This is a genomic window from Alkalilimnicola sp. S0819 (assembly GCF_009295635.1).
Lineage (GTDB): Bacteria > Pseudomonadota > Gammaproteobacteria > Nitrococcales > WHIW01 > S0819.
The window spans coordinates 89296-115343 of the sequence record NZ_WHIW01000009.1 but is presented as its reverse complement, the minus strand read 5'-3'; the positions used below and the strand labels follow the sequence as shown (position 1 = coordinate 115343).

Annotated in this window: 25 protein-coding genes and 2 pseudogenes; 10 read left to right on the top strand and 17 right to left on the bottom strand. The window is 68.0% G+C overall.

All coding sequences use genetic code 11. The features are described from left to right. Positions 1 to 203 precede the first annotated feature (203 nt). On the top strand, positions 204 to 1886 hold the full coding sequence (locus tag GBG68_RS09385) for an autotransporter assembly complex protein TamA (RefSeq protein ID WP_193222285.1): 1683 nt from the start codon (positions 204 to 206) through the stop codon (positions 1884 to 1886). Beyond that, positions 1883 to 5605: a translocation/assembly module TamB domain-containing protein gene (locus GBG68_RS14680; protein WP_152146685.1), complete on the top strand. Its 3723-nt coding sequence runs from the start codon at positions 1883 to 1885 to the stop codon at positions 5603 to 5605. The genes GBG68_RS09385 and GBG68_RS14680 overlap by 4 nt, the downstream gene beginning before the upstream one ends. A 501-nt stretch (positions 5606 to 6106) precedes the next feature. On the opposite strand, the pseudogene brnA reads toward GBG68_RS14680, so the two are convergent. After that, positions 6107 to 6348, bottom strand: a pseudogene (brnA, locus tag GBG68_RS09375) (type II toxin-antitoxin system BrnA family antitoxin). Beyond that, positions 6338 to 6461, bottom strand: a pseudogene (locus GBG68_RS14420) (BrnT family toxin); the annotation flags it as partial. The pseudogenes brnA and GBG68_RS14420, both read right to left, overlap by 11 nt. A gap of 480 nt (positions 6462 to 6941) precedes the next feature. Between GBG68_RS14420 and recQ the strand changes: the two are divergent. Next, positions 6942 to 8792, top strand: a complete 1851-nt coding sequence (gene recQ, locus GBG68_RS09365; RefSeq protein ID WP_152146684.1) for a DNA helicase RecQ — start codon at positions 6942 to 6944, stop codon at positions 8790 to 8792. 51 nt (positions 8793 to 8843) lie between these two features. Here recQ and GBG68_RS14675 read toward each other — a convergent pair whose 3' ends face one another. Both GBG68_RS14675 and GBG68_RS09355 read right to left on the bottom strand, forming a co-directional pair. After that, a complete protein-coding gene (locus GBG68_RS14675; RefSeq protein ID WP_152146683.1) occupies positions 8844 to 9608 on the bottom strand; it encodes a general secretion pathway protein GspB in 765 nt (254 codons plus the stop codon). Positions 9609 to 9610: 2 nt separating this feature from the next. Next, entirely contained in the window at positions 9611 to 11248 is a 1638-nt protein-coding gene (locus GBG68_RS09355; RefSeq protein WP_152146682.1) for an ExeA family protein, read from the bottom strand. An 86-nt stretch (positions 11249 to 11334) separates the two neighbouring features. Between GBG68_RS09355 and GBG68_RS09350 the strand changes: the two genes are divergently transcribed. After that, complete coding sequence (locus tag GBG68_RS09350; protein WP_152146681.1) at positions 11335 to 12171, top strand: PHP domain-containing protein; 837 nt, start codon at positions 11335 to 11337, stop codon at positions 12169 to 12171. A 6-nt stretch (positions 12172 to 12177) separates the two neighbouring features. On the opposite strand, the gene GBG68_RS09345 is transcribed toward GBG68_RS09350, so the two are convergent. Both GBG68_RS09345 and GBG68_RS09340 read right to left on the bottom strand, forming a co-directional pair. Then, a complete protein-coding gene (locus GBG68_RS09345; protein WP_193222284.1) occupies positions 12178 to 13059 on the bottom strand; it encodes a DMT family transporter in 882 nt (293 codons plus the stop codon). Positions 13060 to 13061: 2 nt separating this feature from the next. Beyond that, on the bottom strand, positions 13062 to 13967 hold the full coding sequence (locus tag GBG68_RS09340; RefSeq protein ID WP_193323669.1) for a LysR family transcriptional regulator: 906 nt from the start codon (positions 13965 to 13967) through the stop codon (positions 13062 to 13064). A gap of 84 nt (positions 13968 to 14051) precedes the next feature. Here GBG68_RS09340 and GBG68_RS09335 point away from each other — a divergent pair, with 84 nt between their 5' ends. Then, positions 14052 to 15251: an MFS transporter gene (locus tag GBG68_RS09335; RefSeq protein WP_152146678.1), complete on the top strand. Its 1200-nt coding sequence runs from the start codon at positions 14052 to 14054 to the stop codon at positions 15249 to 15251. Positions 15252 to 15453: 202 nt separating this feature from the next. Then, entirely contained in the window at positions 15454 to 16122 is a 669-nt protein-coding gene (locus tag GBG68_RS09330) for a hypothetical protein (RefSeq protein WP_152146677.1), read from the top strand. Here the strand turns inward: GBG68_RS09330 and GBG68_RS14175 are convergent. After that, positions 16119 to 16280, bottom strand: a complete 162-nt coding sequence (locus tag GBG68_RS14175) for a hypothetical protein (protein WP_193222282.1) — start codon at positions 16278 to 16280, stop codon at positions 16119 to 16121. The two genes, GBG68_RS09330 and GBG68_RS14175, sit on opposite strands and share 4 nt — an antisense overlap. 62 nt (positions 16281 to 16342) lie before the next feature. Continuing rightward, positions 16343 to 16936: an ACP phosphodiesterase gene (locus GBG68_RS09325; protein WP_152146676.1), complete on the bottom strand. Its 594-nt coding sequence runs from the start codon at positions 16934 to 16936 to the stop codon at positions 16343 to 16345. A 72-nt stretch (positions 16937 to 17008) separates the two neighbouring features. On the opposite strand from GBG68_RS09325, the gene GBG68_RS09320 reads away from it, so the two are divergent. From GBG68_RS09320 to GBG68_RS09305, 4 genes are all read left to right on the top strand, one after another. Continuing rightward, a complete protein-coding gene (locus tag GBG68_RS09320; protein ID WP_152146675.1) occupies positions 17009 to 17461 on the top strand; it encodes a PaaI family thioesterase in 453 nt (150 codons plus the stop codon). Then, positions 17458 to 17904, top strand: coding sequence for a PaaI family thioesterase (locus GBG68_RS09315; RefSeq protein ID WP_152146674.1), 447 nt, complete (start codon positions 17458 to 17460; stop codon positions 17902 to 17904). The genes GBG68_RS09320 and GBG68_RS09315 overlap by 4 nt, the downstream gene beginning before the upstream one ends. Positions 17905 to 17981: 77 nt before the next feature. Further along, positions 17982 to 18425 (top strand): DUF2383 domain-containing protein, encoded by a 444-nt coding sequence (locus GBG68_RS09310; protein WP_193222281.1) that lies wholly within the window; start codon positions 17982 to 17984, stop codon positions 18423 to 18425. After that, positions 18403 to 18930: a GGDEF domain-containing protein gene (locus tag GBG68_RS09305; RefSeq protein WP_152146672.1), complete on the top strand. Its 528-nt coding sequence runs from the start codon at positions 18403 to 18405 to the stop codon at positions 18928 to 18930. Before GBG68_RS09310 ends, GBG68_RS09305 begins: the two co-directional genes overlap by 23 nt. Here GBG68_RS09305 and GBG68_RS09300 read toward each other — a convergent pair. The 9 genes from GBG68_RS09300 to GBG68_RS09260 form a co-directional block, all read right to left on the bottom strand. Beyond that, the gene (locus tag GBG68_RS09300; RefSeq protein ID WP_193222279.1) at positions 18906 to 19358 is read right to left on the bottom strand and encodes a paraquat-inducible protein A; all 453 of its coding nucleotides are present in this window, start codon (positions 19356 to 19358) and stop codon (positions 18906 to 18908) included. The two genes, GBG68_RS09305 and GBG68_RS09300, sit on opposite strands and share 25 nt — an antisense overlap. Positions 19359 to 19428: 70 nt before the next feature. Then, positions 19429 to 19890, bottom strand: coding sequence for a diguanylate cyclase domain-containing protein (locus GBG68_RS09295; RefSeq protein ID WP_152146670.1), 462 nt, complete (start codon positions 19888 to 19890; stop codon positions 19429 to 19431). Between the two features lie 24 nt (positions 19891 to 19914). After that, on the bottom strand, positions 19915 to 21183 hold the full coding sequence (locus tag GBG68_RS09290) for a DEAD/DEAH box helicase (RefSeq protein WP_152146669.1): 1269 nt from the start codon (positions 21181 to 21183) through the stop codon (positions 19915 to 19917). Between the two features lie 225 nt (positions 21184 to 21408). Continuing rightward, positions 21409 to 21609 (bottom strand): hypothetical protein, encoded by a 201-nt coding sequence (locus tag GBG68_RS09285; RefSeq protein ID WP_152146668.1) that lies wholly within the window; start codon positions 21607 to 21609, stop codon positions 21409 to 21411. A gap of 153 nt (positions 21610 to 21762) precedes the next feature. Further along, complete coding sequence (locus tag GBG68_RS09280; protein WP_152146667.1) at positions 21763 to 22050, bottom strand: hypothetical protein; 288 nt, start codon at positions 22048 to 22050, stop codon at positions 21763 to 21765. A 136-nt stretch (positions 22051 to 22186) separates the two neighbouring features. Beyond that, positions 22187 to 22666 carry a bactofilin family protein gene (locus GBG68_RS09275; protein ID WP_152146666.1) on the bottom strand — a complete coding sequence of 160 codons (480 nt, stop codon included), beginning with the start codon at positions 22664 to 22666 and terminating at the stop codon, positions 22187 to 22189. 17 nt (positions 22667 to 22683) lie between these two features. Next, on the bottom strand, positions 22684 to 22986 hold the full coding sequence (locus GBG68_RS09270; RefSeq protein ID WP_264297987.1) for a bactofilin family protein: 303 nt from the start codon (positions 22984 to 22986) through the stop codon (positions 22684 to 22686). A 17-nt stretch (positions 22987 to 23003) separates the two neighbouring features. After that, positions 23004 to 23930: a M23 family metallopeptidase gene (locus GBG68_RS14670; RefSeq protein ID WP_152146664.1), complete on the bottom strand. Its 927-nt coding sequence runs from the start codon at positions 23928 to 23930 to the stop codon at positions 23004 to 23006. 195 nt (positions 23931 to 24125) lie between these two features. Next, on the bottom strand, positions 24126 to 26033 hold the full coding sequence (locus GBG68_RS09260) for an ATP-binding cassette domain-containing protein (RefSeq protein ID WP_226801756.1): 1908 nt from the start codon (positions 26031 to 26033) through the stop codon (positions 24126 to 24128). Between the last annotated feature and the right edge of the window lie 15 nt (positions 26034 to 26048).

The window sequence follows — 26048 nt, the reverse complement described above, 5'->3', positions numbered from 1 at the left end:
AGGCAGGCCAAAGAGAATGTATAGGGCTCGGCGCTTTGCCGGCATACCGGGCCAATGATAGCGTCCCCCGACACGCGCTGATACGTTCGCCCGGGCGCACCACCCCATACCATGATGATCAGGCAGGCATGACTTGGACCCCATCAGGCCTTGATTGTTTCCCCGGCCGCCGGCCCGGCGGGTGGTGGTGTGCCGTCCTGCTGTTGTGGCTGTGCGTCGGCCCGGCGGCGGCCGCGACGCAGCTGGTGGTGCGGGGCGGCGACGATGCCCAGCGGGAGAACATCGAGCGCTACCTGCAAGCGGTGCTGGCCGAGGACCTGCCGGATGCGCAGCTACGTGCCCGGGCGCGGGCCGAGGGGGAGCGTGCCCTGCAGGCGCTGGGCCATTATCGACCGCAGATCACGCTGGGACTGCAGGGCGGGCGGGAGGCGCGCCGCCTGGAGTTCCGTTTCACCCCCGGCCCTCCGGTACGAATAAGCCGTCTGCGGCTGGAACTGCGGGGTGGCGCCGTCGACGATCCCGCCTTCGCCCGCTTGCGCGAGCAGCTGCCCCTGAGCGAGGGCGATGTCTTCCATCACGGCCGTTACGAGTCGATCAAGAGCGCGCTGCACAACCTCGCCTTGAGCCGGGGCTACTTCAATGCCGCCTTCCTGCGCCAGCGGGTGGAGCTGAACCCGGCGCGGGGCGAGGCGGCCATCGCCCTGATATTCGACAGCGGCCCGCGGGCCCGGCTGGGCGAGGTCAGCTTCTCCGACACCCCCTTTCGCCAGCGCCTGCTGGAGCGCTTCGTGCCCTTCGAGGCCGGCACCCCCTACAGCACCGAACTCGTCGCCCAGCTCAATCGCCGCTTGTTGGACAGTCAGTACTTCGCCGATGTGCGGGTACGCCCCCGCACCGAGCTGGCCCCCGAGGACGCGGTGCCGGTGGATGTGGAGCTGAGCGCCCGGGACAAGCACCGGGTCAATCTGGGGGTGGGTTATTCCACCGACGTGGGGGCGCGGACCCGGCTCAACTGGCGTCGGCCCTGGATCAACGACCGCGGCCACAAGGTGGGCGTGGAGCTGGAGCTGGCCCAGCGTCGGCAAAGCATCAGCGGCACCTACGACATCCCCATGGAGGACCCGCTGCGGGACAGCCTGCAACTGCAGACAGGCTGGCAGCGCGAAAGCGTCGAAGACGTGGAGACGGAGCGCGTCACCCTTGCGGTGCAACGCCAGTGGAGTCTGGACAGCGGCTGGCGGCCGAATCTGTTCCTGCGCTTCGAGCAGGAGCGGTTCAAGGTCGGGCTGGAGCGGGGCACCACCCAGTTGCTGATCCCCGGGGTCACGGTCAGCCGCACCCGCAGCCGGGGTGGCGCCGACCCCTGGTGGGGCGATCGGCAGTTGTTCAGCCTGGAACTGGCCGAGGATTCGCTGCTCTCCGAGACCGATCTGGTGCGTCTGCGGCTGGGCACCCGCTGGCTGCGCACCTATGGCGGCACGCATCGTCTGCAGCTGCGCCTGGACCTGGGGGCGCTGGAGGCGGGGGATTTCTCCGATGTGCCCCCGTCGCTGCGGTTCTTCGCCGGCGGCGATCACAGCGTGCGCGGCTTCGCCTGGCAGAGCATCGGCCCGGAGGATGAGGCGGGCAATGTGGTGGGCGGGCGTTATCTGGCCTCCGCCAGTCTCGAATACAGCTACCCGGTGCTGCCCCGCTGGCGTCTCGCCACCTTCGTCGACATTGGCGATGCCTTCGACCAGCTGAACCAACGCGACTACAAGGTCGGCACCGGCTTTGGCCTGCACTGGAGCTCGCCGGTGGGGCCGGTGCGGCTGGATCTGGCCTGGGGTGTCAGCGAGGACAATCCACCGTTCCGGGTGCACATCTCGGTGGGCAGCGCGCTGTGAAGCACTGGGTCCGTAACACGGTGCTGGTGCTGCTGCTGGGCATCGGGCTCGCCCTGGGCTGGCTGCTGGGCACCACCTCCGGGGCCCGCTGGCTGGTCGGCCAGGCCCAGGCGCTGGAGCCGCGGCTGGCCGTCACCGTGGTGGACGGCGATCTGTGGAGCGGGCTGGAAGTGCGCCAGCTGCGCTGGCAGGACGAGGCGCTGGCGGTGAGCCTGCGTCAGGCCCTGCTGCGCTGGCGGCTGTCCTGTCTGGGCAGCTGGCGGGTCTGCGTCGATCATCTGGAGGCCGAAGGCCTGCGGGTGACCCTGCACGGCACGGACGAACCGGCCAAGACGGCCGAGCAGCCGATGGCCCCGCTGGACCTGCCCGTGGAGATCACCCTGCGGGGTCTGGTCCTGAGCGACAGCACCGTGCAGCTGGATGACACCCGCCTTGCCGTGCACCGGCTGCAGGGCGCGGCACAGCTGCGGGGCAGCGAGCTGGATCTGCGCCGTCTGGACATCGACGGCCTGCTGCTGACCCTGCCGCCGCCGAGCGAACAGGGCAGCCCCGCCACCGGCCCGGACAGCCCGGCCACTGCCATCGAGCTGCCGAAGGTCGAATTGCCGCTCAGCGTCCGGGTGCGGGACTTCTCCCTGCGTCAGGCGGAGCTGCGCCGGGGCGAGCAGCGCTGGCCGCTGCAGTCCCTGCAACTGGCCGGCTCCCTGCGGCGGCAAGGGGAGCTGGCGCTGGACGAGCTGGCGCTGCGCCTGCCCCAGGGCGAGGCCAGCGCCGCCGGGCACATCACCTTGCGCGGCGATTACCCGCTGGACCTGAGCCTCGCCCTGCAAGCCGCCGAGCCCATCGCCGGCCAGCCCGTAAAGGTGCGAGCCGAGCTGAACGGCAGCGTTGCCCGGTTGCAGGCACAGCTGAGCACCCAGGGGCTTGCGGTGGCCGAACTGCGTGCCCGCCTGCAACCCCTGCAGCCGGCGCTGCCCTTCGAGCTGACGCTACGCGCCGAGCAACTGGCCTGGCCCCCGACGGAGCCGGAGCTGACGCTGCGTCAGTTGCAGCTGAGTGCCCGGGGGCAGTTGGACGATTATCACTACGAGGGCACCGCGCAATTGCTGCAGCAACGCCTGGGCGAGGCCGGGATCAGCCTGACCGGCTCCGGCGATCTGCAGACCCTGGCCGTGGCCCCCCTGCGGGTGAGCGCCCTGCAGGGCGAGCTGACCCTGCAGGCCGATCTGGACTGGAGCGAGCAGCTGCGCTGGCGCAGCCGCCTGCAGGCGCGCGGCCTGAACCCGGGGGCGCTGCACCCGGAATGGCAGGGCGAGCTGGGCGGGCAGCTGCGGGTCGATGGCGAACTGGCCCCGCGGGGGCTGGCCCTGCAGGCGCGCATCGAGCGGCTGGAGGGGCGGCTGGGCGAGTATCCGTTGAGCATGCGCGGCGCGGTGCGCAAGAGCGCCGACGGCCCCTGGCGGCTGCAGGGCTTGCGCCTGGACAGCGGCGACAACCGCCTGGCGCTGACGGGCACGGTGGCCGAGTCGGCGCTGGCGCTGCGCGCCGAGCTGGCGATGAACGAACTGGCCGCCTTGCTGCCCGGCGCCCGGGGCAGTCTGCGGGGCAGCGTGGAGGTCCGCGGTGAACTCCAGGAGCCGGATCTGAGCCTGGATCTGCACAGCGACGGCCTGCGCTACGACACCGTGCAACTGGGCGAGAGCCGGCTGAGCGGTGAGCTGCGGGCGCTGGGCCAGGAGCCCAGCGAGCTGGACTGGCGGCTGAACGGGCTGCGGGTAGCGGAGCAAGCTCTGGGGCGGGTCCAGGGCAGCTTGCGGGGCAGTCGCGAAGAGCATCGCTTGGCCCTGGCCATGAGCGGTGGCAGCTTCGGCGGCGACGTGGACTTGCGCGGCGCGCTGGATCTGCCCGCCTGGCGCGGCACCCTGGAATCGGCGCAGCTGTTCGCCCCCGAACAGCGCTGGCAGCTGGATCAGCCGGTGAATCTGGCCTGGGAGCCGGAGGCGGGCGTGGCGGTGAGCGCCCATTGCTGGAATCATCGCCAGGCATCCCTATGCCTGCAGGAGCCCCTGCAGCTGACTGCGGCTGGCGAGGAACAACTGCGCCTGCGATTGGCGGACTACCGGCTGGAATGGCTGCGGCCCTGGCTGCCCGAGGCCCTGGGTGCCCGGGGCGCGCTGAATGCCGTGCTGAGCATGAGCTGGGGCGGCGACGAGCCGCCCCGTTTGGCGCTGGAGGCGGCCAGTGACGACGGCAAGCTGGTGCTGCGTCCGCTGGATGATGAACCGCCCCTGGAGCTGCCCTGGCAGCGAGTGGCGCTGGATGCAGGGCTGGAAGACCAACGCCTGCGCACCCGCCTGAGCCTGGAATCCGACACCCTGGGCCAAGGCCAGGCAGCCGTGGCAATCACCCTGGGCGAGGGCCCGCGACCGTTGGAGGGCGAGGTAGACCTGTCGGGGCTGCGCCTGGCGCCCTTGCGTGCCGTCTTGCCCCGCTTGCGCCGGCTGGAGGGGCGGCTTTCGGCGCGGGGCGAACTCGCCGGCACCCTGAGCCAGCCGGTATTCAATGGCCGACTGGCGCTCAACGATGGCCAGCTGGAAGCCGCCGCCCTGCCCATGAAGCCCCGGGACATCCAGTTGCGCGTGGATGTGACCGGCCGACAGGCGCGGCTCGAAGGCAGCTTCGCCGCCGGTGACGGCCGGGCCAGTTTGAAGGGTGACGCCGACTGGCGCGAGGCCGACTGGCAACTGGCGCTGGGTCTGGAAGGCGAAGGCCTGGAAGTGGCCGATCCGCCCCTGTATCGCCTGATGCTGGCCCCGGACCTGCAGCTGCGCGCCGTGCCGGGGCGGCTGGACCTGACCGGCACGCTGCACGTCCCCCGGGGGGAGATCGTGCTGGATGACCTGCCGTCTCAGGCCGTGGGCCTATCCAGCGATGTGGTGATCGTCGAGGGCAAGCCGGACGTGGCACCCCCCAAGCCCACCGCCGAGGGCGATACCGCCGAGCCGGTGCCGGGCTGGGAGATACACAGCGAGGTGGAAATCACCCTGGGCGAGCAGGTGTCCCTGGAGGGCTACGGCCTGAGCGGTCGGCTGGAAGGCAATCTGCAGCTGCGGGAACTCACCGGCGCGGCGCCGGCGGCCAGTGGTGAAATCCGCATCGTCGATGGGCGCTATGAGGCCTACGGCCAGAAACTGAAGATCCGTCGCGGCCAGTTGATCTTCGCCGGGCCGCTGACCGAGCCGGCGCTCAACGTCGAGGCCGTGCGCGAAACCCCCGAGGCGCTGGCCGGGCTGCGGGTGGAAGGCCAGGCCGAGGACCCGCGGGTGAGTTTGTTCTCCGAGCCGCCCATGCCCCAGGAGGAAATCCTCTCCTACCTGATCCGGGGCCGCGGCCTGGGCGCGGGTGGCGATGCCGGCGGCAGCCTGCTCGCCCAGGCCGCGCTGTCCCTGGGGATCTACGGCGGCAAGGGTTTCGCCACCCAGGTAGCCGAGCAGCTGGGCGTGGAGGACTTCGCCGTGGGCACCGAGGGGCAGGGGGATGACGCCCAGCTGGTCTTCAGCGGCGCGATCAGCCCGCGGTTGTTCCTGAGCTACGGCGTTGGTGTATTCAAGCCGGAGAACACCCTGACGCTGCGTTATCTGCTGGGGAGGTCCGTCTATCTGGAGGCGGTCAGCGGGTTGGAGAATGCGTTGGATATCTTTTATGAGTTCGAGTTTTGAGAAGGGCGTTGTGCTTTGGTGGATTTCGGCTACCGGGAGAGTACCAGGGGGGCAGATGAGTGCCGGTGCCGCCGTGTTCGGGTGGACTTTGGGGGTTCCACGGCTTGGCCCCGGCTCCGCCGGGGCTCCCCTCACTCCTCGGTCTGAGCGGCGTTCCGCGAACTCGCTTCGCTCAGACAGCGCTCCACTTCATCCGCTCAGCCCCCCGGGGCTCGGCTGCGCCGACAGATGGGGGTTCTGTGGTGGGTGCGGTTTGGGGCGGACGTCGATGCAGCCGAGCCTCGCAGCCGGAAAGGGATCAGCGAGCAGCCTGTTTGAGCGCAGCGAGTTTGGCTGCTCGCCCCTTTCCGGCGAGAAGCGAGGGGAGCCCCGGCGGAGCCGGGGCCAAATCGTGGGCCGCCCCAAACCGCACCCACCACAGAATCGACACTACCGTAACGTAACAGCCCCGACCCAATGCTTTTCCTTCTAAACCGAGATGAGTTTTTCAGTGCGGACGATTCAGCTCTTCCTCAGAGCAGAACCTGCTTCAAGACGCTCTACCAGCCACACCTTGATGATCGATTGGCGGGTAACGCCAATGCTGCAGCCTCGCGATCCAATGATTCAACAACCCAGGCCGGGAAATCGACATTGATTCGTTTTTGTTCCTGATTGACGCGGCGAGCAGAGGGCAGGCCCAGATCATCAACAATATCTTCCTGACCTTGCTCAAATTTTTTGTCGAAGGCTTTAGCTTTCATAAAGCTCAACCTCCTTCCTGCGGGAGCGCCTGACTGAAATCAGACGAACACAGCCATCTCTATGAGGTGACGACAGCTGACCAGTGTCTCTCATCAATCTTGCCTAGTCGAAGATTTGTCAGAATCCGACAGCCCCTGAGCCAGCGCTGGCCGGTTCGAGCACCCCGGTTCGTGTTGCACAAGCCGTTCGCTAGTATGGCTCGTGCCCTGGCAGCTAAACGACCACCCCACCCCACACCGCGTTACGGAAACCCTCCGGCCATGGACCAAGCCTCCCACAACAAGCTCGTTTCCTTCATCTGGCGCATCGCCGAATTCGCAGCTTTAACGAACACTGGTTTCAGGGGGGGAGCGCGACGCCGGAAGAGCAGCGGGTGAAGTTTTTGAACATCGTCGAAAGCGTCAGGGCGCACCCGGATTTCGCCGAGAAGTTCAGGGAGAACCCCGATCCGTACACCCGTAACCTCATACGCGGTGGAAGCCGGGTGTCGCCGCCCCAACCTGTGTACTCGCTACCATCAGCCTGTCTACGGTAGGCTTGGGCCCGTCCCGCGTGCCGGGGGTAATGCACTGATCGTCACGGAATCCACGCCATGAGCCCAGATCCCAGCCTCGCCCTGGAAAACACCGCCGACACCCCCGATACCGCCCAGCAGATCCTGCGCCGGGTGTTCGGCTACGAAGCCTTCCGCGGCCAGCAGCAGGCGGTGATCGACACCGTGGCGGGTGGCCGCGACGCCTTCGTCATCATGCCCACCGGCGGCGGCAAGAGCCTGTGCTACCAGATCCCCGCGCTGCTGCGCCCGGGGCTGGGGGTGGTGGTGTCACCCTTGATCGCGCTGATGCAGGATCAGGTGGCCGCCCTGCGCCAGGCTGGCGTGCGCGCCGCCTACCTCAACTCCAGCCTGTCGCTGGAGGAGCAGCGCGAGGTGGAGGAGCAGGCTCGCAGCGGTGAGCTGGATCTGCTCTACGCCGCCCCCGAGCGGCTGCTCACCCCGCGCACCCTGGCCCTGCTGGAGCGCTGCGAGCTGGCGCTGTTCGCCATCGACGAGGCCCATTGCGTGTCCCAGTGGGGGCATGATTTCCGCCCCGAGTATCTGCAGCTCGCCGAGCTCGCCCAGCGCTTTCCCGCCGTGCCCCGGGTGGCGCTCACCGCCACCGCCGACGAGCGCACCCGCCACGAGATCCGCCAGCGCCTGAGCCTGGAGCAGTCGGAAGAGTTCATCGGCGGCTTCGACCGGCCCAATATCCGCTACCGGGTCACCCGCAAGCAGAATGCCCGGGACCAGTTGCTGCGCTTCATGGCCGCCGAGCACAAGGGCGATGCGGGCATCGTCTACTGTCTTTCGCGCAAGAAGGTGGACGCCATGGCCGAGTGGCTGCGCGGCAAGGGCTGGCCGGCGCTGCCGTATCATGCCGGGCTGGACGCCGAGGTCCGGCGTCGTCACCAGGAGCGCTTTCTCAAGGAAGACGGTGTGGTGATGGTGGCCACCATCGCCTTCGGCATGGGCATCGACAAGCCCAATGTGCGTTTTGTCGCCCATCTGGACCTGCCCAAGAGCCTGGAGGCCTACTACCAGGAGACCGGCCGCGCCGGCCGCGATGGCCTGCCGGCCAATGCCTGGATGAGCTACGGCCTGCAGGACGTGCTGACCCTGCGCCAGATGATGGACGGTTCCGAGGCGAACGAGACCCAGAAGCGGGTGGAGCGGCACAAGCTCGAAGCCATGCTGGCCTTTTGCGAGATCACCGGCTGTCGCCGCCAGAGCCTGCTGAGCTATTTCGGCGACACGCTCCCTGCGCCCTGCGGTAATTGCGACACCTGCCTGGAGCCGGTGCAGACCTGGGACGGCACCGAGGCCGCCCGGAAAGCCCTGTCCTGCTGCTACCGCACCGGCCAGCGCTTCGGCGTGACCTACCTGATCGATGTGCTGCGCGGCAAGGACGATGACCGCATTCGCCGCCTGGGCCACGACCGTTTGAGCGTGTACGGCCTGGGTTCGGACATGGACGCCGCGCAATGGCGCTCGGTGTTCCGCCAGCTCATCGCCCGCGGCCTGCTCAGCGTGGACCTGGACGGCCACGGCAGCCTGCGTCTCACCGAGGCCTGCCGTCCGGTGCTGCGTGGCGAGGAGACGCTGGAACTGCGCAAGGACCCGGCGCGCGCGCCGCGCAAACGTGGCGCCGACCTGCGCTCCCGCTTCGACGACCCGGCCGACGAGCGGCTGTTCAACGCCCTGCGGGCCTGCCGCCGACGGCTGGCCGAAGAGCAGGGCGTGCCGCCCTACGTGATCTTCCACGACGCCACTCTCATGGAGATGGTCGAGTACCGCCCGGATACCTACGAGCAGCTGCGGCTGCTCAATGGCGTGGGCGAGAAGAAACTGACCGACTACGGCGATGCCTTCCTGGAGGTGATCCGGGAGCAGGGCGTTGATGCCTGAGCAGGCGCCGCCATCCCCCGCCCCGTATCGCGCCGAGAACCGGCAACCCCCTCAACGTACCTGAATGCGGAATCGCCGCCCCTGGTGCTCCAGCACCAGGCCGTCGGCGGTGATCGCCTCCAGGCGCGGGCCGTTGTGCAGGGTGTCGCCCTCCGTGTAGCGGCGCATGTCGATGAGCACGAAACGGCTGGCCGGTTCCGGGGCGTAAACGTGGATATTCACCGGAATCGGAGGAATGCCCGCGCGCACGCGCTGGGGCAGTTCGCTGAGCAGTGGCGCCTCGGCCGAAGCCTGAGCGGGCAGCGCGTGGCGCTGTGGCTGGGCCTGTTTCGGAGCTGTCGTTTCCGTGCGACTCGGGGGCGGTTTGGGGCGCGCGGGCCGGGCTTGGGAAGCCGCGGATGGCGCGCGCGCAGCCGGCACCGGTTCGCCACCGGGTTCGGCCATCGTGGGGGGTGCAATTGGTGCCGCCGAGCGGGTGGCCGGCCGCCCATAGCCGGCTTCATCGGCCAGCGCGCCGGGGCGGGATGGCGGCAGTGCCTCGGCCGCGGCGCCTGCCGGGGTCGGTGGGGTGGCCTGGGGCGCGCTGCGCAGGGTCGGTTCGGGGTCCGGGGCGCTGCTCGTCTCGTCGGGGCCTCTGGGCCAGAACAGCGCGCCCAGCAGCACCGCATTGATCAACAACACCAGTGCGAGCCAGGGGGCCCAGTTGCGGGGCCTGGGCGTCGGCGGGTCGGCCAGTACCGGGCCGGTCACCGCCGGCGGCTGCTGGCGGTGGCGCTCCGCTTCGGAGCGTTTCAGGGCGTCCAGGATAAAGGACACGGTCAGTGCCTCCCGCCGAGCTGCGGCACATCGTCGGCGGCCACCGCGCCCAGCAGGTGCATCAGGGTGTTTTCCCCCACCTTGCCGTCGATGTGCAGGTAATTGTCCCGCTGGAAGCGGCGTACCCGCTCCGCCAGCGCCGCATCGAACTCCTTCGGCACGGAGCCGGAGCTAATGCCTTCAAGCCTGTCCAACTGCCGGCGCAGCCAGCGCACCTGCTCGCCGCGGCTGCCGGTGCGCAAGATTCCATCGATGCCCGCCGGCGCTCGCCAGAGCACCAGATGTTCCCGGGGCCAGACCCGGCGCAGCAGCTGGCGGGGAATCTCCAGCTCGTTTCCGTCCAGATTCAGTCGGATGCGCTCCCCGTCCGCGCCCATAATACTCAAATGGTGCGGGCGGCCGCGCATATCGCTGAGCCGGATGATCATCGGCAGGTTCAGGCGCAGGGCGGAATTCATGTCCGCATTGAGATAACTGCAGCGCAGGCCGATTTGGGCGGCCTTCTCGCAGGGGGCGCCCTGGGCGCTTGCCGGGTACGCCAGGCCCCAGCGCTCGGCCACGGTGGCGAAGGCGCGCTCCAGGCCGGTGGCGGCGGCGGCCCCGTTGAGTGTTTCGGCCAGGCCGGGCGCGGTGGCGCGCTCACGGCGCGGTGTTTCAGTGTCAGGCACCGTGGCGGGCGCCGCGGGCGCGGCGGCGATGGCCGCCTGGCTCGCGGTGGGCGCGGCTCGGGGTGCCTGGGACTCGGGGGCGAGGCCGGGCAACGACAGGGCCGCGGCCAGCGCCAGCACCACAGCCGCCACGATCAGGCCGGGTTTCAGACGAGCCTTGCGCCATTCGCCGCGCACCTCCCGGGCGGCGCGCCAGAGCGTGCCCAGGCTCACCAGGCTCTCGTTGCGGGCATAGGCGCCGAGCAAACCACGGTCGGCAATCACATTGACCAGGCGGGGCACACCGCCGCTCAGCCGGTGCAGCAGCCACAGCGCCGAGCGCCCGAACAATGGGCGGGTCACCCCCGCCACCGCCAGGCGATGGCGCACATAGTCGCGGGTTTCCGCCGCGCTCAGCGGTTCCAGGTGGTAGCGGGCGGTGATGCGCTGCGCGACCTGGCGCATATCCTGGCGCGCGAGCAGTTCGCGCAGTTCCGGCTGGCCCACCAGCAGGATCTGCAGCAGCTTCTCCTGATGGGTTTCCAGGTTGGTGAGCAGGCGCACCTGCTCGATGACCTGGGGGCTGAGGTTCTGCGCCTCGTCCACCAACAGCACCGTGCGCCGGCCCCGGGCGTAGTTCTCCAGCAGGTATTCGTGCAGGGCGCTGACCAGGGCCTGGATGCTGTGGCGGCGCTCGGGCAGGGGGATGTCCAGCTCCCGGCACAGCGCGGCGAGAAACTCCAGCGGGCTGAGCCTGGGCTGGAGCATCAGGGCCAGTTCCACATTGCCCGGCAGCTCTTCCAGCAGCGCGCGGGTAAGCAGGGTCTTGCCGGTGCCCACCTCGCCGGTGAGCTGCACGAAGCCGCCGCGCTGCTGTATGCCGTAGCTCAGGTGCGCGAGCGCCTCCCGATGACGCGGGCTGTGATACAGATAGCGCGGGTTGGGCGAGAGCGAGAAGGGATGCTCGCTTAAGCCGAAATAGGCTTCATACATGGGGTGGCTGTGCGCCTTGTCGGTGTTTCTTGTAGGGCCCGGCAGGTACCATCCGCATACTGTAATTAACTTGAGGCCGTCTGCCCATGCCCCCGCGCATCGATCTGCACTGTCACTCCACCGCCTCCGACGGCACGCTGGCGCCGGCCGAACTGGTCCGGCGGGCCGCCGGCGAGGGTGTGGAGCTGCTGGCGCTGACCGATCACGACACCATGGACGGGGTGCCCGAGGCCGCCGAACAGGCCCGGCGCGAGGGCATCCGGCTGTTGCCGGCCGCGGAGTTGTCGGTGGATTTTCGCGGCCGCACCTTGCACGTGGTGGGGCTGAATATGGACCCGGACACGCCTGTGCTGCGGGAGGGGCTGGCCCGATTGCAGGCTCTGCGGGCGGCACGTGGCGAAGCCATAGGGCGCCGGCTGGAGCAGCGTTGCGGGCTTGAAGGCGCGACTGAGGCGGCGCGCGCCGTGGCCGGCGAGGCGGCGCTGACCCGCAGCCATTACGCTCGGGCGTTGGTGGCGGCGGGCCATGTGCCGGATGCCGAGCAGGCCTTCAAGCGTTACCTCAAGCGCGGCCGACCGGCCTATGTGCGCGCCCAATGGGTGCCCATGGCGCAGGCCTTGGACTGGATTCGCGAGGCCGGCGGCTTGCCGGTACTGGCGCACCCGCTGGGTTACGGTTTCACCGGCGCCTGGCTGCGCCGGGTGCTGGAGGCCTTTGTCGAGGCTGGGGGGGTGGGCCTTGAGGTGGTGGCCGGGCGGCGCACCCAGCCGCGCATGATCGAGCAGCTGGCCGGGTATTGTCACAAGTACAGCCTGATGGGCTCCGTGGGCAGTGATTTCCACCACCCGGGCAACCCTTTCGTGGAGCTCGGCCGCCTGCCGCCGCTGCCTGCGGGCATCAGGCCGGTTTGGGAAGCCTGCTGAGCGGGCTCAGCGCCGGCTCGCCAGCCACAGCCCCGCGAGGATCAGCAGCCCCCCGCCCAGGTGGTGCCATAGCAATTGCTCGCCCAGCACCGGCACCGCCACCACCGTGGTGAACACCGGAATGAGGTAGATGAACAGCGAGGCCCGGGAAGGCCCCGCTTGCCGAACCCCGTGGGCCCAGAACAGATAGGCCAGCAGCGAGGGGAAGATCCCGACGAACAGGAAGGCCCAGAGTATTGGCGGTTGCCACTCCAGCGGCCCGCTGCTCCACAGCTCCCAGACATAGAAGGGCAGCAGCATGGGCAGGCCCAGCAGGATCAGCGCCCACAGCAGGGACAGCGCATGCAGCCCCGCGCCGTATTGTCGAAGCTGCACCGAGTAGAGGCCCCAGACCCCCACCGCCGCGAGCATCCACAAATCCCCCCCGTTCAGCGACAGGCCGACGACGCGCCGCCATTCACCGCCGCTGACGATGGCCAGTATCCCCGCGAAGCCCAGCACGATGCCCACCATGCCAAGCAACCGCGGACGCTGGCCCTGCAGCAGCCAGGCCAGCGCCACCACCAGCATGGGCACCGTGGCGTTGAACAGCGTGATATTGATCGCCGTGGTGGTCTGGGCGGCGATATAAAGAAAGGCGTTGAAACTGCCCACGCTGAGCGCCGCCAGCACCAGCAGCTTCGGCCAGCGGGCGAGCAGCAGGCGCCGGTCACGGATCACCGCCCCCAAGGCAAAGGGGCTGAGCACCAGAAAGGCGATTACCCAGCGCCAGAACACCAGCGTAATGGGCGGGATCAGGTCCACCACGGCACGGGCGACAATGGCGTTGCCGGCCCAGAACAGGGCGGCGGCGGCGAGGCCCAGATAGGCCCACTGGATGCGGCTCATGTTCATATCCTTCGACAGATTTCAGCCACGGCCCGACGCAGCCAGCGGCTGGCCGGGTCGTGTTCGCTGCGGGCGTGCCAGTACTGCTGCATATGCACCTGGCCGATGGACACCGGCGGCTCCAGCAGTCGCAGATTCATCAACTGAGCATAGCTGCGCGCCACGCGCTGGGGCAGGTTGCTGATGAAATCGGTCTGCGCCAGCAACACCGGAATAGAGAGAAAGTTCGGCAGTTCCAGGGCGATGCGGCGGCTCAAGCCCCGCGCCTGCAGTGCGGCGTCCACCAGTGGCCCGCGACTGCTGCGGGGCGTGACGATGATGTGCGGATAGCGGGTATAGAGCGCGAGGCTCAGATGGTCCCGAATTTCCGGGTGATCCTGACGCACCACGGCAAGGAATTGCTCATCCAGCAGGCGCTGGGCGTGAAAATGCTCATCCAGAAAGGGTATGTGCCCCACGGCCAGATCCACCTCGCCGTCGGCGAGCGCGGCGGGCAGGGTGCGCTCCACAATGGGCACGGTGCGCAGGCTGACCCCGGGAGCGAGCTTGCTGAGCCAGTCCATCAGCGGTGGCAACAGCACCGATTCGCTGTAGTCGCTCATCGCCACGGTAAAACGGTGCTCGGCCTGGGCGTAGTCGAACAGCCATTGCTCGCTCAGGGTATTGCGAATCAGATTCAAGGCGTCGCGGATGGGCACGGACAGCTGGCGTGCTCGGGGCGTGGGGCTAACGCCCTTGCTGTTGCGCTCGAAAAGCGGGTCCTGCAGCAGCTTGCGCAACCGCCCCAGGGCATTGCTCAGGGCCGGCTGGCTCATGCCGAGGCTGGCGGCGGCGCGGGTGATGTTGCGCTCGGTATAGATGGCGTCGAACACCGCGAGCAAGTTTAAATCCACGCTGCGAAGATTCATGAGGCAAATAAAGTTCATCACCAATATGGATTGGCTTTATAACATGGCCGCCGCTAGTGTGGGGAACTCCCACGGAGGAAATGCATGCTCAAGGCACTGGCCCCTGATCAACGGCGCAATTATCTGTTTCTGCTGCTTACGGCGGGGGGGTATTTCTGTGGCCTGAGTTTTTTGCTGCTGCTGCCCAAATACCTGCGCGACCTGGGTGCGACGGAACAGGAACTGGGCTGGCTGGTAGGCATTCCGCTGATCCCGTTCCTGATACTCGCGCCCCTGGTGGGCCGGCTGGCGGACCGGGTGCCGCCCCGGCGACTGGCGACCCTGGGGCTGGTGATCACGCTGATCAGCCAGCTGGGCTTCATGGCGGTGGAGCAGGTGGGGGTGCTGGCCTACGCGCTGCGGCTGCTGGGTGGCGTGGGGCATGCCCTGGTGTTTACCACCGTGTTCACCCTGGTGGCTCGCTGCCTGAGCGCGGAATACAAGGCCCAGGGCGTGGCCTATTTCACGGTGGTGGTGCAAAGCGGCAATATTCTGGGCAGCTTCGTCGGTGCGCTGGTGCTGACGCGGTTTGGCGGGGCGGCCTTCTTTTTGCTGTCCGCCGTGCTCATCGGCGGGGCCGTAGTGTTGCTTCATCAGGTGCGCCCGGCGGCGCAGGAGGCCCCGGTGTCCGCCGGCGCCGGGCTGGCCGACGGGGTGGCGATGGAGCAGTCCGTGCTCGGGGTGCTGGCGCTGATCCTGGTGCTGGGCGGGGCCTTCGGCATGGTGCTGCAGTTCGTGCCCACCTATTTCGATGCCCTGTTCGAGAGCGGCGCGGTGACGCTGCCCATCAACAGTGCCTGGTTCCTCACGGCGACCCTGCTGACCGTGGCGCTGGCCCGGCTGCTGCTGGGCAGCCGGATCTATCAGCCAGGGCGCGAGCCGCTGCTGCTGTTGTGCATGATCGGGCTGCCCGGTGCCATTCTGCTGCTGCAGGGGATCAGCGGCCCGGTCAGCGCGGTGAGCGTGGCGATCCTGTTCGGGCTCAGCTACGGGCTGTTGTTCCCGGCGGCCAATGCCATGGTGCTGCTGCGCATGGGCAGCGCGCGCCAGGGCCAGGCCAGCGGCACACTGGCGATGCTCTACGAAGTGGGTTTTCGCGGCTTTGGTTTTCTCATGGGACCGCTGGCGCAGTATTACGGTTATCAGATCATGTTTCAGGTGCTGGCGGCGCTGGTGCTGGCGGGCGCCGCCGGTTTCCTGTTGCTGGAACAGGATAGACGTCGCTGGGTATTTGGCAGCGCGTGAACGGACCTCCCGCTCGGGTCGCTCCAGACCCGCTTCAACCGGGGTTCTTCCCCGGTTTTTTTTGCGCGCCTCCCGGGCCTTGGCACGATCCCTATCGGCCTTTCTGCCAGCCGCCGGGTCAGCCCCAGCCCCCGCACAGTGGTCGCGGTCTTAGAACTGAGCAAACCTTTTATTTCCTGGCCCCGCCCCCACACCCGGGAGCATGAAAGCCGCTAAAACCCATAGCGCCAGCCTATCCGCGGAGGAGCTGGATTTTCTGCGCGGCCTGTTCGCCGAACCGGACGCCGTGGCCACGGCCAGTGGCGCGGCGGACGCCGCCCGCGCGCCCGAGGCCTTGCCGGGCTGGCTGCGTGGCGCGCCGGCCCGCCTGTGCGTGGATCACGGAGATCACCGTCTGGAGTTCGATGTGCCTCTGGATGGCGCACAAGCCGGGCCCTGGCGTCTGGAGAGACCGCGGGTGATCGACTGTCGTGGCCCCGAGCGGGGGGCGCGAGCCGTTTGCCCGGCGGGCATCCGTTTGATCGACACCTTGGGGCGATTTCATGGCGAGGCCCTGCAGGATGTCTCCGCCGATGGCGCTGCCCTGTGGGTAAAGCTGACATGCCCGATGATGCGCGTGCTCCGCACCGGGCAGTACCTGGGCGGGTTGCGTCTAGAACTGCACGGCGCGGGGCAGTGGTTGGTGCGCGCCGAACTGGCGCGGGTGGAAAAGGCGCCCGGCGTGCCACCGGGCGAGCTGGAAACGAGCCTGTTGCTCGGCCTGCGCTTTCGAACATTGCCGGTCGAGGCGGATCGGGCGCTGCGCACCCGCTTGCTGGCCGCGTACGGGCGTCGCCTGGAGGCCCATGGGGCGCGATCGCCGCCTCCTTAATCCTTCTTGTCCTTCCTTTCCCGCTCATGGGGCGCGCCCGTGTGATCCGTGGGGGTCCAGGAAGGCGGGTCGCTGGCGGGAAAGGATTCCTCGGAACTCTCGTCCACCTGGTCGTGTTCCTCGGGTTTGGCATCTTCCGGCTTGCGTGGGTCAGCCATCCGGGCATACCTCGTTTCGCGCCTGTGGGTGCCTTCCACCATGGCCGTCCCGGCCGCGCATTTCAAGAGCCCGGGGGTGTGACGGCCGTGCCGGCCATGAACTGGCGCAGCTGCGGGAAGAACCCGAGAAAGTCCGCCTCCAGCGCCGTGTAGTGGGCACTGATCTCATCGATGGCGCCGGCCAGCGGCGTGGGGCGGCGGAAACGCGCGGCGATGCCGTGCAGCGCGCGGTCCACGTTCTCCAGTTCCGCGTACCCGCCCAACCAGTCGTGGGCGCTCATCCGCGCGATGACGCCAGGCAGGGGCTCAGGCAGCCAGGGGCGCGCCCCACGCAGTACCCGGTAACTGTCCTTGCAGAATCGGGGCAGCGGCGCCGCGGCGAAGCGGGACCAATGGCGGGCCAGGAAATGGTCGTAGCAGACATCCACGATGATACCGGCGTAACGTCGTCGGCCCGGGCTGAACCGGCGCCGGCTGCGCAGCACCAGCGCGTGGCTGTCGGTATAGCTGTCCACCGCCCGGTGCTGGCGTATGCCCCGCAGCACCCCGGCCGGGTAATCCAGGTTCTCCACGCGCCCGCGCACGAAATCCGCCAGCAGATGGCCGATCAGGCTCTGCTCGTCGTCGGCGAGGTACAGGTGCGCGAGGTAGTTCATGGCAGGATGCTGCGTCGCAATATCATGCGGTACCCATTAGGATACGCGTGTCACAAACAATGAGGTACAGCCATGAGCCAGAGCGTGGAAGCCCGGCGCGCGGCGGTGGAAGCTTTCTTTGACCAGATCCCCCACACCGGGGTGCTGGGCATGGAAGTGGTGGACGTGGGGGAGAGCAAGCTGCTTACCCGCATACAACCCCGCCCCGAGTTGGTGGGAGACCCGTATCGCGGGTATGTACACGGTGGCGTGCTCACCACCCTGATCGATCAGACCAGCGGCACTGCCGCTTTCGTCAGCCTGGAGACGCCCGAGCCGGTGGCGACGCTGGATCTGCGGGTGGACCATCTGCGCGCGGCCAGCGTGGATGCGCCGATTTACGCGCTGGCGGAGTGCTATCGGGTCACCCGCAATATCGCCTTTGTGCGCTGTGTGGCCTATCAGGACGACCCGGAGCAACCGGTCGCCACCAGCATGAGCAGTTTCATGCGCACCGGCGCCCGGCCGGAGGAGGCGCGCACATGAGGGAGTTCGTGGCGTTCATTCGACAGGCGCGGGCGCGCCGCGATTACCGGGCCGTGGTGGAGATGGTGCCCTACGCCGGCCTGCTGGGCATGGATTTCGACGAAGACGAGCAGGGCCTGCTGTTTCGTCTGGCCTACCGGGAGCAGAATATCGGCAACAGCCAGGTGCCGGCGCTGCATGGCGGGGTGATCGCGGCCTTCATGGAACACTCCGCCATCCTGCAGCTGATGTGGAACCTGGAGAGCACCGTGCTGCCCAAGGTGGTGGACTTCACCATCGACTACCTGCGTCCGGGGCGCCCCAGGGACACTTTCGCCCGCTGTCAGGTGTTGCGCCAGGGCCAGCGGGTGGCGAATGTGACCGTGGAGGCCTGGCAGGATGACCCGGCGCGCCTGATCGCCGTGGCCCGCACCCACTTTCTGCTCTCGCGGGATGAGGCCTGAGCCGAGCCGGCGTCTTGCACCCCAGCGGCGGGGGCCTTAGTTCCAATGGAGGGTCAAGGGCAAGGGGAGTGTGCGGAGTGTGGCGCGAGGACAAACAGGTGGCTCTGGACGAGCTGATCGTGGCCTGCCGGGAGGCCGCTGATCGGTATCGTTACGATGCGCAACTGCTGGGTGAGTCCGCCATTGCCGAGCTGTTTCTGCGATTGGCCGAGGAACGCCAGGGTTGGGCGGAGCGCCTGGAGCGGCGGCTGCGGGAGTTGGGCGATATGCCCAGTGTGCCCGACCCGGAGTGGGAGGTGCTGCAGAATTGGAAGGAGCGCCTGCGTGCCGGCTTGGGTGGTTCCGCCCCGGAAGCCCTGCTCGCGGCCCGAGAAGAGGGGGAAAAGGCGCTGGCGCAGGCGCTGTCTCAGGCGCTGCAGCAGGACCTGGCGCCCGCGGCGCGGGAAGATTTGCAGCGGATGCAGGGGCTGCTGGCCCAGGGCCGTCAGCAACTGGCGGATGCACACGCCTCCCGGGCCTGAATCGCCCCCCGTCGCGACGCCGGGGCATGACCGCCTCACCGGCTTGCCGAACGAAGCCTTGCTGCACGAACTTCTGGCCTGGGAGTTGCGCTATGCGCGGCGTGAGGGCCTGCGCGTGGGGCTGTTGTATCTGGCCTTCGATGACTGGCCCGACGGGGGGCAGGGTGGGCTCCTGCAAGAGGCCTTGGCGCGCATCCGCGCCGGTGTGCGCGAGAGCGATGTCTGCGCGCGCCTCGCCGGGGCCGAATTCGTGTTGCTGGCGCCGCGCCTGCGGCATCCGGCGGATGCCAGCCGCCTGGCCAACGCGGTGCGTGAAGCGCTGCTGCATCCCGTGCCCATGCCAGGGGGCAAGCTGAAGCTGTCGGCCAGCCTGGGTATCAGCCTTTACCCCGACGATGGCGACACGGCCGTGCCACTGCTGGCGCGGGCCCGTCTCGCCATGCTGTATTCACGCCGCACCGGCCCGGGTGGCTTCGCCTTTTACACCCCCGCTTGCGAGGCTTGAGTGACCAGCCGGCGCAGCCGCGCCGATACCACCATGGTCAGCAGCACCGCGGCGGCGAAGGCGTAAATGCCGGGGAGAGGGGTGACTTCAGCGATGAAGCCCAATTGCACGATGGCCACCAGCAATGCGACCACAAAGACATCGAGCATGGACCAGCGCCCCAGGCGGTCGAGCCAGCGCAGCAGTGGGCCGGCTTCCTTGGGCGGGCGCAGGCAGTGCCAGCCCAGCAGCAGGATCTTCAACAGCGGCAGGCACAGACTGAAGCCGCCTAGCAGCACCAGCAGCAGCCAGTGCCCTTCCCGCGCGAGACTCAACAGGCCACCGATGATGGAGTAGCTGTGTCGGGCCAGCAGCAGCTTCTCCACCTCCATGGCGGGCAGGCTGATGCCGAGCAGGAACAGGCCCAGGGCGAGAGTGAGCAGGCCCAATAGCAGCGGCGCCTGACGGGGGTGCAGGCGGAGCAGGCTCGGTGGCCGAGGGCTCACAGGCCTACAGGGATCAATCCGCGACGTCCTGGCCGCGCAGGCGCTGCAGCGCCTTGTCCACCAGCGGCCGCTCGGCGTCGCCGTCCTCGGGGAAGACGGCGCTGCCCGCACGGCACACGAGCCGCGCCCGGCGCTGCTCAACGCTCAGTTCGCGAGCCATGTGCAGACGCAACTCCTCGGCCACGGCCTCCACCGCCTCCACGGTGCCCACATCGGGCAGCAGCACCAGGAAGCGCGCACCCTCCAGGCGGCATACGCTGTCGGTCAGGCGCAGATCGTTCTGGATGCGTCGGCTCAACTCCAGCAGCGCCTGACCGGACAGGCGCTGGGTGTCGAAGTGCCGATCGAAGTCGGCGGCCTCCAGGGCGATGATCGCCGCACGGCTCTTGCGCCGCGCCGCCAGGGCCAGGGCCTGCTCCAGGCGGTCCGAGAACAGGGTGCGGCCGGGAAGCTGCGTGAGCGGGTCGTGCAACATGGTGTCCTCTCTACCTTCCTTGGTTCAGGCTCGGCGCCGGCGGTTGCCACCGCCGCGGTTTCCCGAGCCCCGGTTGCTGCCCCGACCACCGCCGCCGCTGCGCGGCTGGAATTTCGGTGCCTTGGGCTCGATCATCATCTCGGCCGTGGCGATTTCCGAGGGGATCTTCTGCTCGATATAGGCCTCGATATCGGGCAGGGCATGCACGTATTCCTCGTCGGCGAAACTGATGGCATCGCCGCTCTCGCCCGCCCGGGCGGTACGGCCGATGCGGTGCACGTAGTCCTCGGCCTCCTGGGGAAGATCATAGTTGATCACATGGGTGACGCCCGGAATGTGCAGGCCGCGGGCGGCCACGTCGGTGGCCACCAGAATGGGCAGTTCACCGGCCTGAAAGCGTTTCAGCAGGCTCTCGCGCTTTTTCTGCGGAATGTCCCCGGAGATCACCGCGGCCTCCAGGCCGTTGCCGTCCAGGTAGGCGGTCACCCGCTCGGCGGCGCGCTTGGTGTTGACGAAGACGATGCTGCGCCGCGGGTCGTGGCTTTTCAGCACGCCCAGCAGCAGCGGAATCTTCTCGTCCTTGGTGACGTGATAGAGCTTCTGGGCCACCCGGTCGGCGGTGACCTGTTCAGCTTCCACCTTGATCACCGTGGGGTCGTTCATGTGCTCGAAGGCCAGCTCCATCACCCGGTGGGAGAGGGTGGCCGAGTAGAGCATGTTGATGCGCTTTTCCGGCGGCGGCATGCGGCGGAACAGGAAGCGGATGTCGTCGATGAAGCCCAGATCGAACATCCGATCGGCCTCATCCAGCACCACCACCTCGATGTCCTTGAGATGGAACACGCCCTGCTTGAAGAAATCGATGATGCGCCCGGGGGTGCCGACGATCACATCCACGCCTTCCTCGAGCTGACGTTTCTGCTGCTCGTAGCCGGTACCACCGTAGATGGCGGCGAAGTTCAGCCCGGTGTGCTTGCCCAGCTGCTCGGCATCCTTGTGGATCTGCAGCGCGAGCTCCCGGGTGGGGGCGATGATGATAGCCCAGGGGCCGACCCGGTCTTCCTCCACCGGGTTTTCCATCAGGTGATGCATGGTGGCCAGCAGGAAGGCTGCGCTCTTGCCGGTGCCGGTCTGCGCCTGGCCGGCCACGTCGCGCCCCTGCAGGGCGATGGGCAGGCTTTGGGCCTGGATGGGCGTGCAGTGGGTGTAGCCCAGATCGCGCAGCCCGCGCTGCAGCGTTTCGGTCAGGCCCAGGGAGTCGAAGGCGACTTCGGATAAATGATCGTTTTCCATAGCCAATCTGTTGTCGGAAAAGCGGTATTCTCGCATGTACCGAGGCAACACTGAACCACCGGGCTCGCTTTGCCGCGCGGCCCTGGCGGGAGCCGGGACGGGGCGGGCTCCCGGGGAGGTCCGTGGAAATCGATCAGCCTCTCCCAGAAGCGGCGGCGTGCGGGGAATGCGGGGTGGCGGGACCGGGGCGGTCGGCGCCTGGGCGCCGACCGCCGTAGCGGCGGCTCAGTGCCGCGGCTGGGTGAACATCTCCTTGAGCGTCGCGAACGGCTGGTGAGTGGCATGGGGTTCATGCTCTTGTTCTGATCGTTCGGCCGCATCGACTCGGGCAGCGCTGGGGGGTGCCTCGTGGTAGTCGGAGCTGTCCATAAGGGCGTCCAGGTCTTCGCTGCTGAGCAGGTGACTGCCGTGCTTCCGGTGCGCCATGGCTATCCTCACATAGCTGTAACGTTGGGAAATGCTGCGCCCCAGCCGCCGTGGGCGTCCGTGTAATGCGGGCGCAACACTTTTAAAGATAGCCTTTTGGGCGCGGGTCTCCAGGGCTGTTCTTAGGCGAATAGAGCATTAGCCGCTGCGGGCTTATGACTTGTCGGCCTGACGGTGGACTTCGCGGTATTCGCCCTCGATCACCACCCGCTCCTCGTGGGTCGCTCCCTGCTCATCGGTGTCCTGTCGGCGCATCTGCCGACGCAGCCACCAAAGGCGCAGGTAGATCAGCAGCCCGGCCAGCGCGCCCAACCCGATGAGCGCGGCCAGCAGGAAAAGGCCGAGCACGGCCGCCGTCGCCAGTCCGATCAGGGCGAGCGCCCCGGCGGCCAGGCGCAGCAGGGGGTTGGAGGGGCTGCGATAGGTGAGTCTGGCTTGCATGGTTGCGCTTGTCTTCCTTAGCAATGGGCTTGCTTCCTTGGAGGGTAGGGAAGCGCGCAGGTTCCCCAAGGCATGGCCGCCGATGGGCCGGCTGCCGGCGGGAGAGCCTTTCTCTTCGCCGAGCGGTTCGGTGCGGTTAGCGGCTCGACGTGGCGGCCGGCTCGGTTTCCGTGGCTGTCGGCTTGCTCTCCTCCGTGGCGGGCGCCAGCGCGCTCGCGCTGTGGTTCGATTCGGCTTGCTCCTGCTCCAGCGCGGCGCGCACCGTGCCGCGAGCCACGCTTTCGCCGACGAACTGACCGCCCGGCTCGATCACGAAGCCCTCGCTGGCCACTTCACCGTAGACCTTGCCGCTGGCAACGATCTCCAGGGTGGCGCAGTCCACCCGGCCGCGGATCTCGCCGCTGACCAGCAGGCGTTCCGCGGCGATGGTACCTTCCACGTAGCCACTGTGGCCGATGGAAACATCGCCCGCGGTGACGATCGCCCCCTCCAGTGTGCCATCCACGTGCAAGGTGCCTTCCACGTTCAGGTCGCCCACCAGGCGGCAGCCGCTGGCGATGATGGTGGCGCCGGCGGCGCGAGGTTTGTCTTTTCGGGATTTGCGCAACATTGCCATAGGAGGTTCTCGGCTTGTCAGGGGGCGGCGTCATCAGACTCGGCGTGGGGCTGGCCCGGCAGCAGGGGGAGCTTCAGGCCCGGCGCCCGACGCTGGCCGCGAAACTCCCCGGTGGGCGCGATGCTCAATTGCTCGCACAGGACGGTGCCCTCCACCCGGCCCTCGGGCAGTATGTTCAGCACTCCGCAGTGGACCTCGCCCCGCAGCAAACCGGCCACGTCCACCCGGTCGCCCCGGAGCTCGCCGTTCACCGTCCCTCCCCGGGCGATCAGGATATCCTCGGTGAGGTTGACGTGGCCCTCGATGCGGCCCTCCACCACCAGGGCGGCGTCCCCGCTCAGTTCTCCGCGGAATTGGTCTCCCGAAGCGATAAGCGTTGCCCCTGAATGGCCAGGCGCTCCCGTACGGCTTCTGCCAGCGCGTCCCATTTCACGTGTCCTTCATTCTCGAAAAGCCCTTCGTAGTTCTCCAGGCTCCACTTTATGAATGCCACCGGGTCCAGGCGCCGGTGTATGTATCGAATCTCGTAGTGCAGGTGCGGGCCATTGCTCAGCCCGGAGTTGCCGGAATGGCCGATGAGCTGGCCCTTGCGCACGAAATCGCCGGGTTTCACGGCCACGGAGTCCAGATGACCATAGCTGGTTTTGAAGCCGAAATTATGGTGCAGCATCACAAGATTGCCGTAGCCGCTACTCTTGTGGAAGGCCGCCCATTCCACCACGCCGTCGGCGGTGGCGAGCACTGGGGTGCCTTTCCTGGCCCGCAGGTCGATGCCGCCGTGAAAGGCGCGCTTTTTGGTGACCGGGTGAGTGCGGTAGCCGAAGCGGCTGGTGATGGCGCTATCGGGAATGGGCCAGCCACTGGGCACGTTCTGCAGCATCAGCACCTTTTCCAGGGCTGTCTGGCTGGCGGCATCCAGGCGGCTGTTGATGTCGGCTCCGGGGGTGGGCTGCAGGCCCAGCGCCACTTCGATATGCCCCAGTTCGTTGTTCATCTGGGTGAGCATGTCGTCCTTTTGCTCAACCGTCTGCAGGGCGCCCTCGTATTCCTCCACCAGCAGCGCGTACTCCTCCATGGTGCGCTCGCGCAACTGGGCCAGTTCGGCGACTTCCCCCTGCAACCAGTAGATCAGCCCGCCGCCGGCCACCAGGGTGGAGACCAGCGCCAGGGCCAACGCCAGGGCGTAATGCTTGACCACCTGACGCAGGGTGTAGTGCCGAGCGCCGCGGTAGTCGGTGATGGTTATCAGCAGGCGTTCACGCACGATAGGTCTTGTTATCCGTTATGGGGCGGCCGCCGCGCCGTAATCGCCGCGCCCCGACCTGCACTGAGAGATATGGGGTCCATTTATACCGGATAGTGTTTCCCGGGTGAACCGCTCTGGTGCAGAGTCGTTACGCTGCCGCAGCGGCTTTTGGCCGCGATGGTCTTTCCCGCCGGTTCACGCTCGGGGGCGCTGCTACGAAGACGCGGCTTCCAGCTCTTCCCAGCGACTGAAAGCCGTCTCCAGGCGCTGTTCCGTGCGCTCCAGTTCGGCGGTGAGGGCGGGCACCCGATCGGCCTGGTCCCGATACAGCGCCGGGTCGGCCAACGCCTCGCGCAGCTCCTCCAGGCGGGCCTCCAGCTCCTCCAGTTGCGCGGGCAGCTGTTCCAACTCCCGCTGCTCCTTGTAGCTCAATTTCCGGCTCCGCGATGCCTCCTGCACGGGCGGGCGGGGCGGGGCGCTGGCCTTGGGCCTTGGGGTGGCGGGCGGTTTGCCGGTAGCACGCGGGGCGGGGCGCTGGCGCAGCCAGTCATCGAAGCCGCCCACGTAATCACCCACCCGGCCGTTGCCTTCCAGGGCGAAGATGCGCCCGGCCACATTGTTGAGGAAGCTGCGATCGTGGCTGACCACGATGACCGTGCCCTGGAATTCCAGCAGCAGACTCTCCAGCAGCTCCAGGGTCTCCACGTCCAGGTCGTTGGTGGGCTCGTCCAGCACCAGTACATTCGCCGGGCGGGTGAGCAGCTTGGCCAGCAGCAGGCGATTGCGCTCGCCGCCCGAGAGTGACTTGGCGGGCTGGCGGGCGCGCTCGGGGCTGAACAGGAAATCCTGCAGATAACTGATCACGTGCTTGGATTGGCCGTTCACCGTGACCTGCTCGCTGCCGCCGGCGACGTTGTCCAGCACGCTGGCCTCTGGATCCAGCTGGCTGCGCAGCTGGTCGAAGTAGGCCACTTCCAGGCGGCTGCCCAGCTTGAGCTGGCCGCTGTCCGGGGCCAGCTCGCCCAGCAGCAGGCGGATGAAAGTGGTCTTGCCCGAGCCGTTGGGGCCGATGACGCCGATCTTGTCGCCGCGCAGGATGGTGGCGCTGAAATCGCGGATCAGCGGCCTGCCCTCGTAGCCGAAGGAAAGATGCTCGGCCTGGGCCACCAGCCGCCCGGAACGCTCCGCCTCGCCCACCCCGAACTCCGCTCGGCCTTCCTGCTCCCGGCGCTGGCGCAGCTCCTCGCGCATGGCCTTCAGGGCGCGCACCCGACCTTCGTTGCGCGTGCGTCGGGCCTTGATGCCCTGGCGTATCCAGGCCTCCTCCTGGGCGAGCTTCTTGTCGAAATTCGCCTGCTGGCGCGCTTCCGCGTCCAGCTGGGCCTGTTTGCCGTCCAGGTAGGCCCGGTAATCCCCCGGCCAGCTGCTCAGCCGCCCCCGGTCCAGCTCGACGATGCGGGTGGCGACCCGCTGCAGAAAACGCCGGTCATGGGTGACGAACAGCAGCGCGCCCTGATACTCGCGCAGAAAGCCTTCCAGCCACTCGATGGCGGGCAGGTCCAGATGGTTGGTGGGCTCGTCGAGCAGCAGCAGGTCGGGTTGGCGCACCAGGGCCTGCCCCAGCAGCACCCGGCGTTTCATGCCCCCGGAGAGACTGTCGAAATCCGCCTCCGGGTCCAGCTCCAGGCGACTGAGCACCGCATCCACCCGGCTGGTGAGCTCCCAGCCCTGCTGGGCTTCCAGTTGGTGCTGCACCCGCTCCAGCCGGGCCAGGGTCTTGTCATCGGTCTCCCCGGCGGCCAGCGCCTGGCTCAGCCGGTGGTACTCCCGCAACAGTTCGCCCAACTCCCCCACGCCCTGGGCCACCACGTCGAATACCGGGCCGTGCAGCCCGGCGGGCACGTCCTGGGGGAGCTGCGCCAGCACAAGCCCGGGGCGGCGGCGCAGTTCGCCGCCATCGGGGCGGTATTCGCCGGCCACCAGCTTCATCAGCGAGGACTTGCCGCTGCCGTTGCGCCCCACCAGGCAGACCCGTTCGCCGGGCTGAATGACCATATCGGCCTGATCGAGCAGGGCGGGGCCGCCAAAGCTCAGGGAAACGTTCTGCAGTTGTATCAACACGGTGTCGGCTCGCTG